The following is a 14862-nucleotide window of genomic DNA, read 5'->3' as shown; positions in this document are numbered from 1 at the left end:
GGGCTCGCATGGCAGGGCCGGCGCCGGCCAGTCCGCGATCTGTACCGGGCCGGTACAGTTTCCGTACTGGCCGCTTCCTTCATGAAGGCCTAATGTTCAGCCCAGTTTCGAGGGAGGACGTCGGATCATGGCCCAGCACGGATACAAGCAGTTCTGCCCGCTATCGATGGCCGCCGAGGTGCTGTGCACCCGCTGGACGATGGTGCTGATGCGCGAATTGGTGGCGGGTTCGACCCGTTTCAACGACCTGCGCCGCGGCGTCCCCAAAATGTCGCCCAGCCTTCTGTCGCAACGGCTGAAGGAGCTCGAGCTCGCCGGGATCGTCGAGCGCAAGGAGGTGCCGGGCGAGACGGGCATCTCCGAATACCGGCTGACGGAGGCCGGCCGGGATTTGCGCCCCGTCGTCGAGGCGATGGGCTTTTGGGGACAGAAATGGGTCGAGTCCCGGCTGTCCCTCAAGAACCTCGATCCGTCGCTGCTGATGTGGGACATGCGGCGCAATCTGAACCCCTCGCCGCTGCCCGACGGGCGCACCGTGATACAATTCCTGTACCAGGAGCTGCCGGCGTCCAAACGGTCGTGGTGGCTGATCGTCGAAAAGCATGGCGAGGTCGATCTGTGCTGGTACGATCCGGGCTTCGATATCGACCTCTACGTCTCGACCGACCTGCACACGATGACGGCGATCTGGATGGGATTGATCACCGTCGAGAAGGCCGGCGCGAAGGTCGCCTTGACCGGAGATCAGCACATCGCAAGGAAGATGCAGACCTGGCTCGGCCTCAGCCCGTTCGCGGTCGAGCCCAAACGGGCGGCGTAGAAACGAGGGCTCGGGGAACAGCGATCGGGCACCGGGAGCGGCGGCTTTCGCCTTTCGCGACAGGTTGAATGTGTGAGTGAATAACCTTCAACGGGATGTGGGTGCTTCGATAGGGTAGTGCTTATCCTCATAAGCGTCGATCAAGGTCGCGAGAACATCAAACCGGTAATCGCCAAGAGAGCCGATTTCCGGCTCGTTCTCGAAATATTGGATGATTTCGGCAATCGCCCGATCGTAATCGGCCTCGGTCTTAAGGGGTCGAATGTTTTCCATCACACCTTCTCCGGATCAATCTTGTCATATCCTTTGTGTGTCCCGACGAATACGCTCGCGTCCACCTCTCAATTGGCAGGAAACGGGTGGCGACGCGGGTCGTCTGCGGCTTCAATGCCGGCCATGTTCATCACCCTTGCCAAGGATCTCAAACCCGCGCCGCTGCCGGTCGCCGACGATCCGCGCTGGACGCAAGTCGTGGCGCGCGACAAATCGGCCGATGGCAGCTTCTGGTATTCGGTGGCGACGACCGGCGTCTATTGCCGGCCCTCCTGCCCGTCGCGGCGCGCCAACCCGAAGAACGTGCAACTCCACGACACGCTGGACGAGGCCAGGGCGACCGGCTTTCGCGCCTGCCGGCGCTGCAATCCCGACGGACCTTCGCTCGAGGCCGGCAACGCCGCGATGGTGGCCGAGGCCTGCCGCAGGATCGAACAGAGCGAGGAGGAACCGTCGCTCGGTGAACTGGCCGCCGCCGCCGGCCGCAGCGCCGGCTATTTCCACCGCACCTTCAAGGCCGTCACCGGCCTGACGCCAAAGGACTACGCGGCCGCCCGGCGCGCCGAAAGGGTGCGCCGGCGCCTGGAAGACGGCGCCAGCGTGACAGCGGCCATCTACGATGCCGGCTTCAATTCGAGCGGACGCTTCTATGAGAAGTCGGCCGGCATGCTCGGCATGACGCCGACGCGCTACCGCGCCGGCGGCGCCAGCGAGGAGATCCGCTTCGCCGTCGGCGAATGCTCGCTCGGCGCCATCCTTGTCGCGTCGAGCAGGAAGGGCGTCGCCGCGATCCTGCTCGGCGACGACCCGGACGCGCTGGTGCGCGACCTGCAGGACCGTTTCCCCAAGGCGCGCCTGATCGGCGCCGACCGCGATTATGAGGCGCTCGTCGCCCGCGTCGTCGGTTTCGTCGAGGCTCCAAGGCTTGGTCTCGACCTGCCGCTCGACCTGCGCGGCACCGCGTTCCGGCAGCGCGTCTGGCAGGCCCTGCGGGACATCCCGGCCGGCCGCACCGTCTCCTATGCCGAGATAGCAGGGCGCATCGGCGCGCCGAAGGCGACCCGCGCCGTTGCCGGCGCCTGCGCCGCCAACGCGCTCGCGGTCGCCATTCCCTGCCACCGCGTGATCCGCAAGGACGGCGCCCTGTCCGGCTACGCCTGGGGCGCGGAGCGCAAGCGCGCGCTGCTCGGCCGCGAGGCCTGAGGAGGAGCGGCAATGGGCGCGATGGCAAGGTCTTCCACCACCGATGCGGACATTGGGATCCCCCATCGCGGCGCCGTCAGACGCGCCAAAGATGCGCGGTCGCTGGTGATGGCTGCGCTCGGGGAGCTTGTCGAGAGCGGCAAGGCCGAGTGGAGCCGTGGCGCGACCGGCGAGATCGAACTGCGGCTGTTATCAGGCGAGGTTTTTTTGCTTGGCGAGGTTGCTGTCATTCGTATCGCATAAATCAGCGCTCTACGGCGCCCCCCTCTGTCCTGCCGGAGGGGGGCGCCGTAGGGTACTTACCTCCGCACCGTTCCGGAAATTGAATTTGAAAGCAAGCATCGGAGTGAGGAACGGAAGGCACGCGGCTAGGGTTCAGGCACACAGAAGGAGTGAAGCAATGAACCTCATGCAAACCCACACGCCGGCGACAGCCTCCGGCGCCGACACCATCATCTACGCCATCGCCCAATCCGCGATCGGCAAAATCCTCGCCGCGCGCGGTTCCCTCGGCGTCTGCGCCATCCTGATCGACTCCGACGCCGAGGCGCTGGCGCAGGATCTCGCCAGCCGCTTCCCCGGCAGGATGCTGGTCGAGGACGAGACCGCCTTGCATGACGATCTTGCGGCGATAACGCGTTTCATCGAAACGCCCGCCGCCGGCCTGGACCTGCCGCTCGACATCAGCCACGGCACGCCGTTCCAGCAAAAAGTTTGGGGCGAGCTTCGCAGCATCCGCCGCGGAGCAACCATCACCTACGCCGCCCTTGCCCAGCGTCTCGGCCAACCGAACGGCGCCCGCGCCGTGGCGACGGCCTGCGCCGCTAACGCGATCGCGCTCGGCATTCCCTGCCACCGCGTCGTCCGCGCCGACGGCACGCCCTCCGGCTACCGCTGGGGCACTGAGCGCAAGCACGCTTTGCTGGACAAAGAGGCCGCGATATGAACGCCCATGCCAAGGTTGCGGCATCGGTGGTGAAAGCCGCCGAGGAACGCGTTGCCGCTTACGACTGGCCAGCCCTAGCCGCCGAACTCGACGGCTTCGGCTGTGCGGTGATGGAAAAGCTGCTCACGCCGCAGGAGTGCCGACAACTCGCCGGGCTCTATCCGCATGAGGAACATTTCCGCAGCCATATCCACATGGCCAGGCACGGCTTCGGCAAGGGCGAATACCGCTATTTCCGCTACCCCTTGCCAGACCTGATCGGCGGGCTGCGCACGGCGCTCTATCCCAGGCTCGCCGAGGTCGCCAACCGGTGGAACGAACGCATGGGCATCGCCACGCGCTATCCCGAAACGCATGCCGCCTTTCTCAAGCAGTGCCACGCCGCCGGCCAGGTCAGGCCGACGCCACTTCTGCTGCAATATGTGCCCGGCGACTTCAACTGCCTGCACCAGGACCTCTATGGCGACCTCGCTTTTCCGGTGCAGGTGGCGGTTCTGCTTTCAGAACCCGGCGAGGATTTCACCGGCGGCGAGTTCGCCCTGACCGAACAGCGGCCGCGCATGCAGAGCCGGGTGGAAGTGGTGCCCTTGCGCCAGGGCGATGCCGTCTCCTTCGCCGTCCACAATCGGCCGGTGCAGGGCACCAAGGGCAATTACCGCGTCAATCTGCGCCACGGCGTCAGCCGCCTGCGCTCGGGCATGCGGCACACGGTGGGCATCATTTTTCATGATGCGAAGTGAATTGGTGAGGCCAAGGTGTTGACCAAGAGTACATCGAGGCGCGTGTTCCCTTCGCCCCTGGGGCTAAGGCACAACCGCGCTTGGTGCTGCATCGCCGACTGCCATGCCCAAGCTCAACGGCAGGCATGATATCAGTGCAATGCCTTTCGATTAGCCGGCCGGCGCGTAGCGGCTCACCACCATGCCGCTCGCATAGGATTTCGAGCCGAGCAGCCGCAGCCTGCCGAACCCGCCTTGGTCGAAGATGCGGCGGCCGGCGCCCAGCACGGCCGGGTTGATGAACAGCTGGAACTCGTCGACCAGCCTGGCCGCGATCAGCGCCGAGGCGAAGCCGGCGCCGCCGAACACCGCGATGTCGCCGCCCTCACCCCTCTTCAGCAAGTCGACCTCCCGCGGCAGGTCGCCGCTGACCACTGTCGTGCCCTCCCATCGCGAGGCCTTGAGCCTGTCGCTCGGCACCACCTTCCTCGCCTCGACGATGCGCTGGGCGAAAGCATAGAACGGGTCGCGCGGATATCTCTTCGCCGCATTGCCCCAATGGGTGAGGTAGCCTTCCTCGGCCATCTTGCGGCTCAAGAGGATGGTATCGATGCCGGCGAAGACGGCGTTGAAGTCCCGCTTCAACTCCTCGTCCCAGGCGCTGTCGTCGCCCCATTCCCAGAGCTGCCAGCGATGATCCCCGGCGGCGCCGACAAAACCGTCGACCGACATCTGCATCTGGAGGATCAGCTTTTTCATCATGGTTCTCCCAGTCAAGGGCCGAGCGGCTCGTTTTACCCGTCCGGCCGGCACGGTTGCCGATGGTTTACATTTGGAACTATTGACCTGAGATGAAAACGATGTCAATAGTAAAGCGATTTAAAAATGGAACCATACACATGTCGACACGGGACCGGTCTGGCTGCCCCATCAACCTGTCGCTCGAACTGCTCGGCGACCGCTGGACGCTGCTCATCATCCGCGACCTGGTCTTCGCCGGAAAAAAGCACTTTCGCGAATTCCTGCAATCCGATGAGGGCATTTCCTCGCGTACGCTGGCCGAGCGCCTCCAGACATTGCAGGACGAAGGCATCCTCACCCGCAGCGGTGATCCCACGCATGGGCTGAAGGCGATCTATCGCCTGACCGAGGCCGGCATCGACCTTTTGCCCGTGCTGGCCACGCTCGGCGCCTGGGGCAGCAAGCACCGCAAGGCCGACGATGATCTGGCAAGGATCGCCGATAAGCTCGCTGCCGACGGCGAGCCGGCGCTGGAGCGCCTCAAGCAGGCGCTGCGGGCGGAGCATCTCGGTTGATGGATGTCGCCAAGGTGGCCTCGGGGACAACGACCCGCACAGGCAACGCGCGTTAGAAAGTGCGTCACGGCCCTCTGTTCGGAATAGCGCAAAAACAAGCAATTGGAACGGTTGCGTGATGCATTGCAGCACGCCGGCGACGAGCTATGGCGTGCGCAATATGTCGGCGCCCGCCTGCTCATCGAACAGCACGGCGCAGCCGCACTGCAGCGCGACTTCACTCAGCGCATTCGCGACCGTTTCGTCGGCCGAGACGAAATCGCCGGTCAGCACCCGCAATTCCTCCACGGCCTTGGCCATCGAAACCAGCCGCCCCGCGGCGCGGTCGGTCGAGCAGGCGTTGACGACGCAAACCAGATCGATCATTTCAAAGTTGCCCATGCCAGCCTCCGCACGCGGCGCCCTTCGGCCGTCAACGCGATTGTGAGCGACAATGTTCCGGCGGATCGCGACCTCGCTTGACAGCGAGCAATGTTTGTTCTCTTTATGTTCCATACTCTACAACGTCGCGAGGAACCGGGGATGGAGCCCACCATCCTGCATGCCGATCTCGACGCTTTCTACGCCTCGGTCGAGCAGCTTCTCGACCCGTCGCTGCGCGGCAAGCCGATCGCGGTCGGCGGCGGCGTCGTGCTCGCCGCCTCCTACGAAGCCCGCGCCTTCGGCGTGCGCGGGGGCATGCCGGGGCGCAAGGCGCGCGAGCTCTGCCCGCAGTTGATTTTCGTCGGCGGAAATTTCCGCGACTACCAGCGGCTCGGCGACGCCGCGATGAAGGTGCTCGACGATTTCACGCCGCTGGTCGAGCGCATCTCCATCGACGAGGCCTTCGCCGATGTCGCCGGTTGCACGCATCTGTTCGGCCAGCCGCGGGAGATCGCCTCGACCATTCGCCGCCGCGTGCGAAGCGAACTCGGCCTGCCGATCTCGATCGGCGTGGCGCGCACCAAGCACCTGGCCAAGATCGCCTCGCAGGTGGCCAAGCCCGATGGGCTGGTGGTGGTCGAGCCCGGCACCGAGATCGCCTTCCTGCATGACCTGCCGGTCTCCCTGATGTGGGGCGTCGGCCCGGCGACCAGCGCGCGGCTGGCCGAGATCGGCGTCCAGACAATCGGCGAACTGGCCAGGACGCACAGCGGCGCGCTGGCGCGGCTGCTCGGCCCTGCCGCCGGCGAAAAGCTTGCCGCCTTGTCGTGGAACCGCGATCCGCGCAAATTGGAAACACGTCGCCGCGCCCATTCGGCCGGTGCCCAGTCGGCGCTTGGCCGCAAGCCGGCACTGGAATGCGTCTACATCCCTGTCCTGCTGCATCTGGCCGACCGGGTCGCCAGCCGGCTGCGCGCCAAGGCGCGCCCCGGCCGCACGGTGACGGTGCGCGTGCGCTTCGCCGACCTCAGCGCCGTCACCCGCTCGATCACGCTCGACCAGCCGATCTCGGCGACGGTGATGCTGGCCGAGATCGCGACAGACCTGGTGCGGGGCGTGCTTGCCGATCATCCGCATGACAGGACGATTTCGCTGCTGGCGATCTCGGTCTCGCATCTGGAGGAAAGTGCCGAATTGCAGCTCGAACTGCCGCTCGACCTCGCCGACGAAAAGCGTCGCCCCGGCACCAGCAAGGGTCTCGCGCGCTTTGGCGCCGATCGCGCCATCGACAAGATCCGCGAGCGCTTCGGCAAACAGGCCGTCGGCTACGGCACCGTGGCGCTGGAGGCGGCCCGCTCCGTGCCCGACGAGTTCAGGGAATTGGCGCAGAAGGAATTGTAAGCGGGAATGGCTGTCTGCGCTCCTCGAATGGCGCACACCAGTTGGCTTCAGAGCCGCATCGTGCCGAAGACCCGATCCCAGAACAGCGACGTCACGCCGAAATTGACGTTTTCGTCGACATGATGATGCAGCGCGTGGCGGCGCTTCAGCGTGTAGAGATAGCTCGGATGAGTGGGATGCCAGTGATGGATCACATGGTGGATGCTGACGTACCATAGGTAGCCCAGCATCAGCCCGCAGCTCGCCGCGCTGGCGACCGCGAAATCCGAGACCATCCATACGGGAAAGAACGCGACAAGCGCATGCACGCCGAGGCTGAGCCAGGTCGGCGTGCCCACCGGACTGCGCTCCTCGACATGATGGCGGGCGTGCAGATCCCTGATCCAGGGAATGTGGTGAAGGACGAAGCGGTGCATGACGTATTCGATCAGCGTCCACAGACACAGGCACGCCAGCGCCGTCGCCAGCCAGCCTGGCGCGCTCTCTTCGCCGGCCTCGATAAGCCCGGCCACAGCCAGCAGGGCGATCGCCAGGGGGTAAACCACGAAGTCGCTGTAGTATCCAATGAGACCGAGTTCCATCGGAGCAAGCCTTCAACGCCGAAGAAGCGACAGATTGCCGAATGCGCGGGCGGGGAGCAACGCGGATGCGCCTGACATAGCGTCGCAATCACCTCGCGCAAGGTCGGCGGCAACGATTTGGAAGCCAGTCAACCGGCTGTTGCCTTCGAAACCAGCCTCGCAACGGGCTTGAAAAATGGCGGAACACAGCGCGGTCCCGAATGGACGGCCAACTCTTGATCGCCGTCAACCGCGCGGCACCGTCGGGCGTGGCCGCGATGTCACATTGGATGGCACACCCTCACCCGAACCTTGCCGCCGTCCACGCCCCATCAGCCGCGTTCGACTCCACCGCCGCGGCGACGAACTTCACGCCGCGCGCGCCGTCGACCACATCGGGCACCTGCGCCGCCCGGGCCGCATCGACAGCAGCGCCCGAACGATGCGCGCGGATGATGTCGGCGGCGTCGCGGTAGAAATTGGCGAAGGCCTCGATATAGCCTTCGGGATGGGCGGCCGGCATGCGTGACACGCGCCGGCTTTCCTCGGTCGAGCCATGGCCGCCGCGCACGAGCGTGCGGCTTTCCTCGCCATATCTGGAGAAACGCAGTTCCTCGGGCCGCGTGCCCGACCATTCAAGCCCCGCCTTGTCGCCATAGATGCGCACGGAGAGATCATTATAGTGGCCGGGCGACGTCTGGCTGGCCAGGATCGTGCCGCGTGCCCCGCCCGCCCAGCGCACCAGCACATGCGCGTTGTCATCGAGCCGCCGTCCCGGCACGGCGGTGAACAGGTCGGCCGACACCGTCTCGGCCTCGCGGCCGCTGATGAAACTCGCCAGATTGAAGGCATGCACGCCGATATCGGCCAGCACCGCCGACTGGCCGGCGCGCGCCGGGTCGGTGCGCCATTCCGCCTGTTTCTGGCCGTCGGCATCGATCGGCCTGGTCAGCCAGTCCTGGATATAGGCGCCGTGCACGGAGACGATGCGGCCGAGTTCGCCCGCCGCCACCATCTCGCGCGCCTGGCGCACCATGGCGTAGCCGGTGTTGTTGAGGGTGACGACGAAGCGGCGATTTTTCTCCCGCGTCAGCGCCACCAGGGCTTGCGCCTCGCCCAGCGTCGTCGACAGCGGCTTGTCGCAGATCACATCGATGCCGGCTTCCAGAAAGGCTGTCGCGACCGGCGCGTGCAGATGGTTGGGCGTGACGATAACGACCGCCTCGATGCCGTCCGGGCGCGCCGCCTCCGCCTTGGCCATCATGCGGTAATCGGCATAGCTGCGCTCCGGCGCGATGCCGATCTCGGCGGCCGAGGCGGCGGCATTCCCGGGGTCGGACGACAGCGCGCCGGCCACCAGCGCGATCTGGTCGTCGAGCCGCATGGCGAGGCGATGCACCGCGCCGATGAAGGCGCCCTGCCCGCCTCCCACCATGCCGACGCGCAAACGCTTGCCCGCCGATCCGTCCGATGTCGCATAGACCATGTTTGTCTCCTCCGATTTAAGGATGTTAAGCCAGCACCCACCGTCGAGTTCTGTAGCGCCCCCCTCTGTCCTGCCGGACATCTCCCCCACAGGTGGGGAGATTGGCAGCGTCGACCGCGACGCCTTTCATGCAACGCTGGCAATTTGGCGAAAGCCGGCGTGACATCCGATCTCCCCCCTTGTGGGGGAGATGTCCGGCAGGACAGAGGGGGGCGCCATAGGGTGCTATGTTGAATGCATCGAACTTCTTCGCTGCAGAACAGCTACCACCCTCGAACAGGATTTCCAATTTTCATATTGTAAAACGATCGTATCGCGCTAGCCTGAAATCATGAGCGGGGCGCGCAAATCATCCGGACGGTCCAGCGCCGACGAGGCGACGACCCGCAAGCGCGGGCGCTCGCTGGCGGCGCTCGGCTATATCAAGCCGCAGACTTACGAGGAGCTGCGCGCGGTGCTGTCGTCGGGCACGGTCCATTTTCCCAAGCGGCTGCGCCAGGTCGCGATCTTCCTGTGGCAGCATCCGAGCGACGTCGCGCTCGGCACCATCGCACAGGTCGCCGCGCAGGCAGGGGTGCAGCCTTCGACGCTGGTGCGCTTCGCCCAGATCTTCGGCTATGCCGGCTTTTCCGATTTCCAGGGCCTGTTCAAGGACCATGTCAAGGCGTCCTGGCCGGAAGGGCGCGGCCAGGAACGCACGCCGCGCGTATCCAATGCCGACCTGCATTTCCTGCGCGGTATGGTCGGCGCCTCGCAGGCCTCGCTCGGCCGCATCGAAACCGGCTTCGATATCGAGAGCTTCGAGAAAATGGTGGCGTTGCTTTCGGCCGCCGAGCTGATCTACGTCATCGGCTCCAAGCGCGCCTTTCCCGTCACCAGCTATCTCTCGCTGACCTTGTCGCAGCAAGGCGTGCGCAATGTGCTGGTCGACAATGTCGGCTCCACCGCGCTCGACCAGGTCGGCTGCATCGGCAGACGCGACGCGGTGCTGGCGGTCTCCTTCAGTCCCTACAATTCGATCACGCCCGACCTCGTCGCGGTCGCCCACGAGCGGCGCGCGCGGATCGTCACCATCACCGACAGCACTTTTTCTCCGCTGGTCAAGTTCTCGGACACCTGGCTGGAAGTTGTGGAACAGGACTTCGCAGGCTTCCGCTCGCTGGCGGCGTCGCTCGCCGTCGGCATGGCTTTGGTCCATGGTGTCGTGGCCCAACGGGCAGAATGATTGCGCGGTTGACTAACGGGAACTGACATTCCATATCTTCAGAAATAGAAACTTTGTTCCGGGAGGAGGAATGGAGCTTCAGCTCGACGGCAAGATGGTGCTGGTCACCGGCGCGACGCAAGGCATCGGCCGGGCAGTCGCCGAAACCTTGGCGCGTGCCGGCGCCGGCGGCCTGCTGGTCACCGGCCGCGACGGGACGCGCGGCGAGGCCGTTGCTGCGGAGCTCTCGCAAGCGGGCACGCCGGCACACTTCATCGCCGCCGAGCTTTCCGACCCGGCAGCCCCTGCCCTCCTGGCGCAAGCCTGCATCGACCGCTTCGGCCGTATCGACGGTCTCGTCAATGCCGCCGGCCTGACCGACCGGGCCTCCTTCCTCGATGCGACCCCCGACGACTGGGCCTCGCTGTTCGCCGTCAATGCCCGCGCCCCTTTCTTCCTCATGCAGGCGGCGATTGCCGACATGCGGAAGCGGGGCCAGGGCGGCGCGATCGTCAACATCCTGTCGATCAATGCCCATTGCGGTTCGCCCGAGCTCGCCGTCTATTCCGCCACCAAGGGCGCGCTGGCGACGCTGACCAGGAACGCCGCCAACGCCCACCGCTTCGACCGCATCCGCGTCAACGGCATCAATGTCGGCTGGACCGATACGCCCGCCGAGCGCGTCATGCAGGCCGAGACGCTCGGCCACGGCGCCGGCTGGCTCGATGCCGCCAACGCCGCGCAGCCCTTCGGCCGGCTGTTCTCGGCGGAGGACGTGGCCAGGCTCGCCGTCTTCCTTCTCTCCGACGCCGCGGGACCGATGACCGGCTCGCTGATCGACCAGGAACAGTGGGTGATCGGAGCCAACCGGTGAGCAGAGCCGCGCACGAGACGCTCGGTCCGGCCTTGCTCGGCCGCCTGACGGCGACGGTGCAAAGGCCCGGCTATGACCGTGCCTTGCTCCAGGCAGGCATGGCGCATCTCGGCGTCGGCGCCTTCCACCGCTGCCACCAGGCCGAATACACCGACGACCTCCTGGCGCGGAGCTTCGGCCGCTGGGGCGTGGTCGGCATCAACATCCGTCCGCCGGCGCTCGCCGATACGCTCGGCCCTCAGGACGGGCTCTACACCAGGCTCATCCGCCAGGATTCCCATGTCGAGGCCCGCGTCATCGGCAGCATCGTGCGCATTGTCGATAGCCAGGCGAGCGCTATGCCCGCGCTCGAAGTGCTCTCCTCCCCGGACATCGAATTCGTGACGCTGACCGTTACCGAAAAGGGCTATTGTCATATTCCGGCCAGCGGCGCGCTCGACCTCGACCATCCCGACATCGTCCACGATCTCGCAAACCCGCTGACGCCGCGCAGCGTGCCCGGCATTCTGGCGCGGGCGCTGGAGCAACGCATGGCCACGCACGGCCGGCCGCTGACGCTGCTCTCCTGCGACAACATCCCGGCGAACGGCACCATCCTGGAAAATGTCGTGCGGACTTTTGCCGAACGGCGCGGCAACGGCCTTGCCGGCTGGATCGCCCCCAATGCCGCCTTCCCCAGCGCCATGGTCGACCGCATCGTGCCGGCGAGCACGCAGGCCGATCTCGACGGTGTGGAGCAGCTTTTCGGCTACCGCGATGGAGCCGTCGTTGCCGGCGAGCCGTTCCGGCAATGGGTGATCGAGCAGAAATTCGCCGGCCGCGTGCCGCGCTGGGACCTGGTGGGGGCAACCTTCGTCGACGACGTCACGCCGTTCGAGCATCTCAAGATGCGTGTGCTGAACGGCGCTCAGACGACGCTCAGCTATCTCGGCGTGCTGGCCGGCCTTGAACACACTTTCGATGCGATGGCGGACCCGCTGCTGTCGGCCTTCGTGCGCCGCATGCTCGTCGAGGAGACGCTGCCAACGTTGAAGCCGGTGCCCGGCATGGACCCATCAGCCTATGTCGAGCAGAGCCTTGGCCGTCTGCAGAATACCGCGATCCGCCACCGCAACCACCAGATCGCCACCGACGGCTCGCAAAAGATCGTGCAGCGCCTGCTCAACCCGATCCGCGATCGGCTGGGCGAGGAAAAAAGCATTGCGCTGCTGTCGGTATCCGTCGCCGGCTGGATGGCCTATCTGATCCAGGCTTCATCCCGGTTCGGCCGGCGCTGGCCGGTGTCGGACCCCTATGCCGGCAAGATCGCAGGCATAGCGGAGGCAAGCGGACGCGACGTCCCGGTACTGGCTGCGGGCATCCTGGCGATTGACGCCATCTTCGATCCCGCCCTCGCCGCCAACGACATGTTCCGCAAGGCCGTCACATCGGCGCTCGACGGGCTGTTGTCGGACGATCCGATGGCAACCGTCAGGCATGCATGCGCGCAACCGGCAGATGAGCGGTTGAAGCAACCGGCACGATCTGCATAGTAGGAATCGGTCGTGAATTCACGACCAGGGGAGGCACTATGAGGCTTGGACTGCTCACCGCACCGTTCGCGGAGACGCCGCTCGACGCGGTCGCCGACTGGGCAAGCTCGGCAGGCTTCGAGGCGCTGGAAATCGCCTGCTGGCCGAGAGCCTCCGGCGCCAGCCGCCGCTATGCCGGTACAAGCCACATCGACACCGCCGCGACCTCGCCGGCGCAGGCCAGGGACATCGCGGCAAACCTTGCCGGCAAGGGGCTGACCATTTCCGGTCTCGGCTATTATCCCAACCCGCTGCATCCCGATGCCGCCCACCGCAAGACAGTGATCGACCATCTGAAGCGGGTGATCGTGCTGGCCGCGAATATGGGCGTTCCCCTGGTCAACACCTTTTGCGGCGGCGATGCCTCGAAGACCGTCGACGTCAACTGGCAGCACGCGCTCGAAATCTGGCCCGACATCGTCGCCCATGCGCGCGACCACGGCGTCAAGCTCGCTTTCGAGAACTGCCCGATGATCTTCAGCTATGACGAATGGCCGGGCGGCCACAACATCGCCTATTCGCCGCTGGTCTGGCGCCGCATCCTCGAAACCTGGGGCGGCGATGTCGGCATGAATTTCGATCCTTCACACCTGGTCTGGCAGATGATCGACCAGGCCCGCTTCATCAGGGAATTCGGCCCCTACATGTTGCATGTCCACGCCAAGGACCTGATGATTGATCATGATGGTTTGTACGAGCGCGGAATCATTTCGTCTGGCATAGGCTGGCAGGTGCCGCGCATGCCGGGGCTGGGCGATGTCGGCTGGAACGGCTTCTTCTCCGGCCTCTACCGTGCCGGCTATGACGGCCCGATCATCATCGAGCACGAGGACCGGTGGTTCGAGGGCAGCGACGATAAGGTCAAGCGCGGTTTCCTGCTTGCCCGCGACGTGCTGCGTCCCTTCGTCAAATGAAGGCGCAAAAACAACATCGAGGCGCCGCCTGAATCTCTTTCTGCGCGGCCCGGTGTAACGACTTGGAATTGAAATGAAAATCAAAGTGGAGGAAATCTGAAATGAAGAAATACCTGACCATGGTGCCGCTGCCCATTGTTCCGCTCCTCGCCGGTGCTGCCTTGCTGGCCTCGATGGGCGCCTCGTCCGCCGAGGGCAAATACACGATCGGCATCTCCAACACCGTGCAGGGCAATGGCTGGCGCGAGGAGATGGTCTGCGCCATGAAGGCGCAGGCGCTGGCCTCCGGCGAAGTGACCAAGCTCAACATCGCCCACCGCAACACTGACGCCGCCGGGCAGCTCGAGGACATCCGCAACCTTATCAGCGCCAAGGTCGACGCCATCGTTGTCAATCCGGCTGATCCCGCCGGCATCAAGGCCGGGCTGGAGGAAGCCACCAAGGCCGGCATCGTTGTCGTCGCCGTCGACCAGGCGGTCACCGAACCCTCGGCCTACATCATCTCCAACAACCAGGAACAATATGCCTATCTCGGCGCCAAATGGCTGTTCCAGCAGATGGGCGGCAAGGGTGAGGTGTTCTATATGCGCGGGGCCGCCGGCGCCTCCGCCGACTCGGATCGCGACAAGGGCTTCAAGAAGGCGCTGGCCGAATTCCCCGACGTGAAGGTCGCGCAGGAAGTGTTCACCGGCTGGCAGCAGGACCAGGCCAAGCAGCAGATGCTGTCCTTCCTCGCCACCGGCACGCCGTTCAACGGCGTATGGACCTCGGGCATCGACAACGTCATCGTCGACGCGCTGGTGGAATCGCAGGCGCCGATGGTGCCCGTGGTCGGCGCCGACAATGCCGGTTTCGTCGGCCAGCTGAATTCGGTCAAGGACCTGGTCGGGGCGGCCGTGACCAATCCCGGCTCGATCGGCGGCGCCGGCGTGACGCTCGCGCTCCAGATCCTCGACGGCAAGAAGCCGGCGCAGCAGACCGTTCTGGTCGAGCCGCAGCTCTGGGAGAACGCCACCGAGGAAGGCAAGGCCAAGCTGAAAGCCGCCGCCGATCCGTCGCTCAGCCCGGAATGGCCGGTCTCGATCTCGATCCCGGACTGGACGACGTACACCAAGGACCAGATCGTCGCGTGCAAGGGGCCGGGGGAATAAGGGCTATTTTGATTGGCTAGCGAGGATGGCGTTTGCCGTCCTCGCCAACCAAAGGTTTGAT

Annotated in this window: 17 protein-coding genes; 12 read left to right on the top strand and 5 right to left on the bottom strand. The window is 65.4% G+C overall.

Going from position 1 to position 14862, the window contains the following annotated elements; genetic code table 11:
- The first annotated feature begins 127 nt into the window (after positions 1–127).
- Positions 128–820: a winged helix-turn-helix transcriptional regulator gene (locus FJ972_RS13395; RefSeq protein ID WP_140521494.1), complete on the top strand. Its 693-nt coding sequence runs from the start codon at positions 128–130 to the stop codon at positions 818–820.
- Between the two features lie 87 nt (positions 821–907).
- Here the strand turns inward: FJ972_RS13395 and FJ972_RS13390 are convergent, their stop codons facing one another.
- Positions 908–1093, bottom strand: coding sequence for a transcriptional regulator (locus FJ972_RS13390; RefSeq protein WP_140500052.1), 186 nt, complete (start codon positions 1091–1093; stop codon positions 908–910).
- A gap of 123 nt (positions 1094–1216) precedes the next feature.
- Between FJ972_RS13390 and ada the strand changes: the two genes are divergently transcribed.
- The 4 genes from ada (at position 1217) to FJ972_RS13370 (ending at position 3982) form a co-directional block, all read left to right on the top strand.
- Positions 1217–2296, top strand: a complete 1080-nt coding sequence (gene ada / locus FJ972_RS13385) for a bifunctional DNA-binding transcriptional regulator/O6-methylguanine-DNA methyltransferase Ada (RefSeq protein WP_181173438.1) — start codon at positions 1217–1219, stop codon at positions 2294–2296.
- A 12-nt stretch (positions 2297–2308) separates the two neighbouring features.
- The gene (locus FJ972_RS13380; protein ID WP_140500055.1) at positions 2309–2539 is read left to right on the top strand and encodes a hypothetical protein; all 231 of its coding nucleotides are present in this window, start codon (positions 2309–2311) and stop codon (positions 2537–2539) included.
- 157 nt (positions 2540–2696) lie between these two features.
- Positions 2697–3242 carry a methylated-DNA--[protein]-cysteine S-methyltransferase gene (locus FJ972_RS13375; RefSeq protein ID WP_140521492.1) on the top strand — a complete coding sequence of 182 codons (546 nt, stop codon included), beginning with the start codon at positions 2697–2699 and terminating at the stop codon, positions 3240–3242.
- Positions 3239–3982, top strand: a complete 744-nt coding sequence (locus FJ972_RS13370; protein WP_140521491.1) for a 2OG-Fe(II) oxygenase — start codon at positions 3239–3241, stop codon at positions 3980–3982. Before FJ972_RS13375 ends, FJ972_RS13370 begins: the two co-directional genes overlap by 4 nt.
- Before the next feature lie 150 nt (positions 3983–4132).
- Here the strand turns inward: FJ972_RS13370 and FJ972_RS13365 are convergent, their stop codons facing one another.
- A complete protein-coding gene (locus tag FJ972_RS13365; protein WP_140516033.1) occupies positions 4133–4720 on the bottom strand; it encodes a dihydrofolate reductase family protein in 588 nt (195 codons plus the stop codon).
- A gap of 140 nt (positions 4721–4860) precedes the next feature.
- Between FJ972_RS13365 and FJ972_RS13360 the strand changes: the two genes are divergently transcribed.
- On the top strand, positions 4861–5277 hold the full coding sequence (locus FJ972_RS13360; protein WP_140521490.1) for a winged helix-turn-helix transcriptional regulator: 417 nt from the start codon (positions 4861–4863) through the stop codon (positions 5275–5277).
- 144 nt (positions 5278–5421) lie between these two features.
- Here the strand turns inward: FJ972_RS13360 and FJ972_RS13355 are convergent, their stop codons facing one another.
- Positions 5422–5658 carry a hypothetical protein gene (locus FJ972_RS13355; protein ID WP_140500063.1) on the bottom strand — a complete coding sequence of 79 codons (237 nt, stop codon included), beginning with the start codon at positions 5656–5658 and terminating at the stop codon, positions 5422–5424.
- A 141-nt stretch (positions 5659–5799) separates the two neighbouring features.
- On the opposite strand from FJ972_RS13355, the gene dinB reads away from it, so the two are divergent.
- Complete coding sequence (gene dinB, locus FJ972_RS13350; protein WP_140521489.1) at positions 5800–7041, top strand: DNA polymerase IV; 1242 nt, start codon at positions 5800–5802, stop codon at positions 7039–7041.
- Positions 7042–7088: 47 nt separating this feature from the next.
- Here dinB and FJ972_RS13345 read toward each other — a convergent pair whose 3' ends face one another.
- Positions 7089–7622 (bottom strand): sterol desaturase family protein, encoded by a 534-nt coding sequence (locus tag FJ972_RS13345; protein WP_140500066.1) that lies wholly within the window; start codon positions 7620–7622, stop codon positions 7089–7091.
- 280 nt (positions 7623–7902) lie between these two features.
- Positions 7903–9087 carry a Gfo/Idh/MocA family protein gene (locus tag FJ972_RS13340; protein ID WP_140521488.1) on the bottom strand — a complete coding sequence of 395 codons (1185 nt, stop codon included), beginning with the start codon at positions 9085–9087 and terminating at the stop codon, positions 7903–7905.
- A gap of 331 nt (positions 9088–9418) precedes the next feature.
- On the opposite strand from FJ972_RS13340, the gene FJ972_RS13335 reads away from it, so the two are divergent.
- From FJ972_RS13335 to FJ972_RS13315, 5 genes are all read left to right on the top strand, one after another.
- On the top strand, positions 9419–10312 hold the full coding sequence (locus FJ972_RS13335; protein ID WP_140500070.1) for a MurR/RpiR family transcriptional regulator: 894 nt from the start codon (positions 9419–9421) through the stop codon (positions 10310–10312).
- 70 nt (positions 10313–10382) lie between these two features.
- Complete coding sequence (locus FJ972_RS13330; RefSeq protein ID WP_140500072.1) at positions 10383–11165, top strand: SDR family oxidoreductase; 783 nt, start codon at positions 10383–10385, stop codon at positions 11163–11165.
- Positions 11162–12697 carry a mannitol dehydrogenase family protein gene (locus FJ972_RS13325; RefSeq protein ID WP_140521487.1) on the top strand — a complete coding sequence of 512 codons (1536 nt, stop codon included), beginning with the start codon at positions 11162–11164 and terminating at the stop codon, positions 12695–12697. The genes FJ972_RS13330 and FJ972_RS13325 overlap by 4 nt, the downstream gene beginning before the upstream one ends.
- 38 nt (positions 12698–12735) lie before the next feature.
- Complete coding sequence (locus tag FJ972_RS13320) at positions 12736–13650, top strand: sugar phosphate isomerase/epimerase family protein (RefSeq protein ID WP_140521486.1); 915 nt, start codon at positions 12736–12738, stop codon at positions 13648–13650.
- Between the two features lie 101 nt (positions 13651–13751).
- On the top strand, positions 13752–14801 hold the full coding sequence (locus FJ972_RS13315; protein WP_140516043.1) for an ABC transporter substrate-binding protein: 1050 nt from the start codon (positions 13752–13754) through the stop codon (positions 14799–14801).
- Positions 14802–14862: the final 61 nt, after the last annotated feature.

It is taken from the genome of Mesorhizobium sp. B2-1-1, assembly GCF_006442975.2.
In the GTDB taxonomy this organism is placed as follows: domain Bacteria; phylum Pseudomonadota; class Alphaproteobacteria; order Rhizobiales; family Rhizobiaceae; genus Mesorhizobium.
This window is presented reverse-complemented; position numbering and strand designations above follow the sequence as displayed.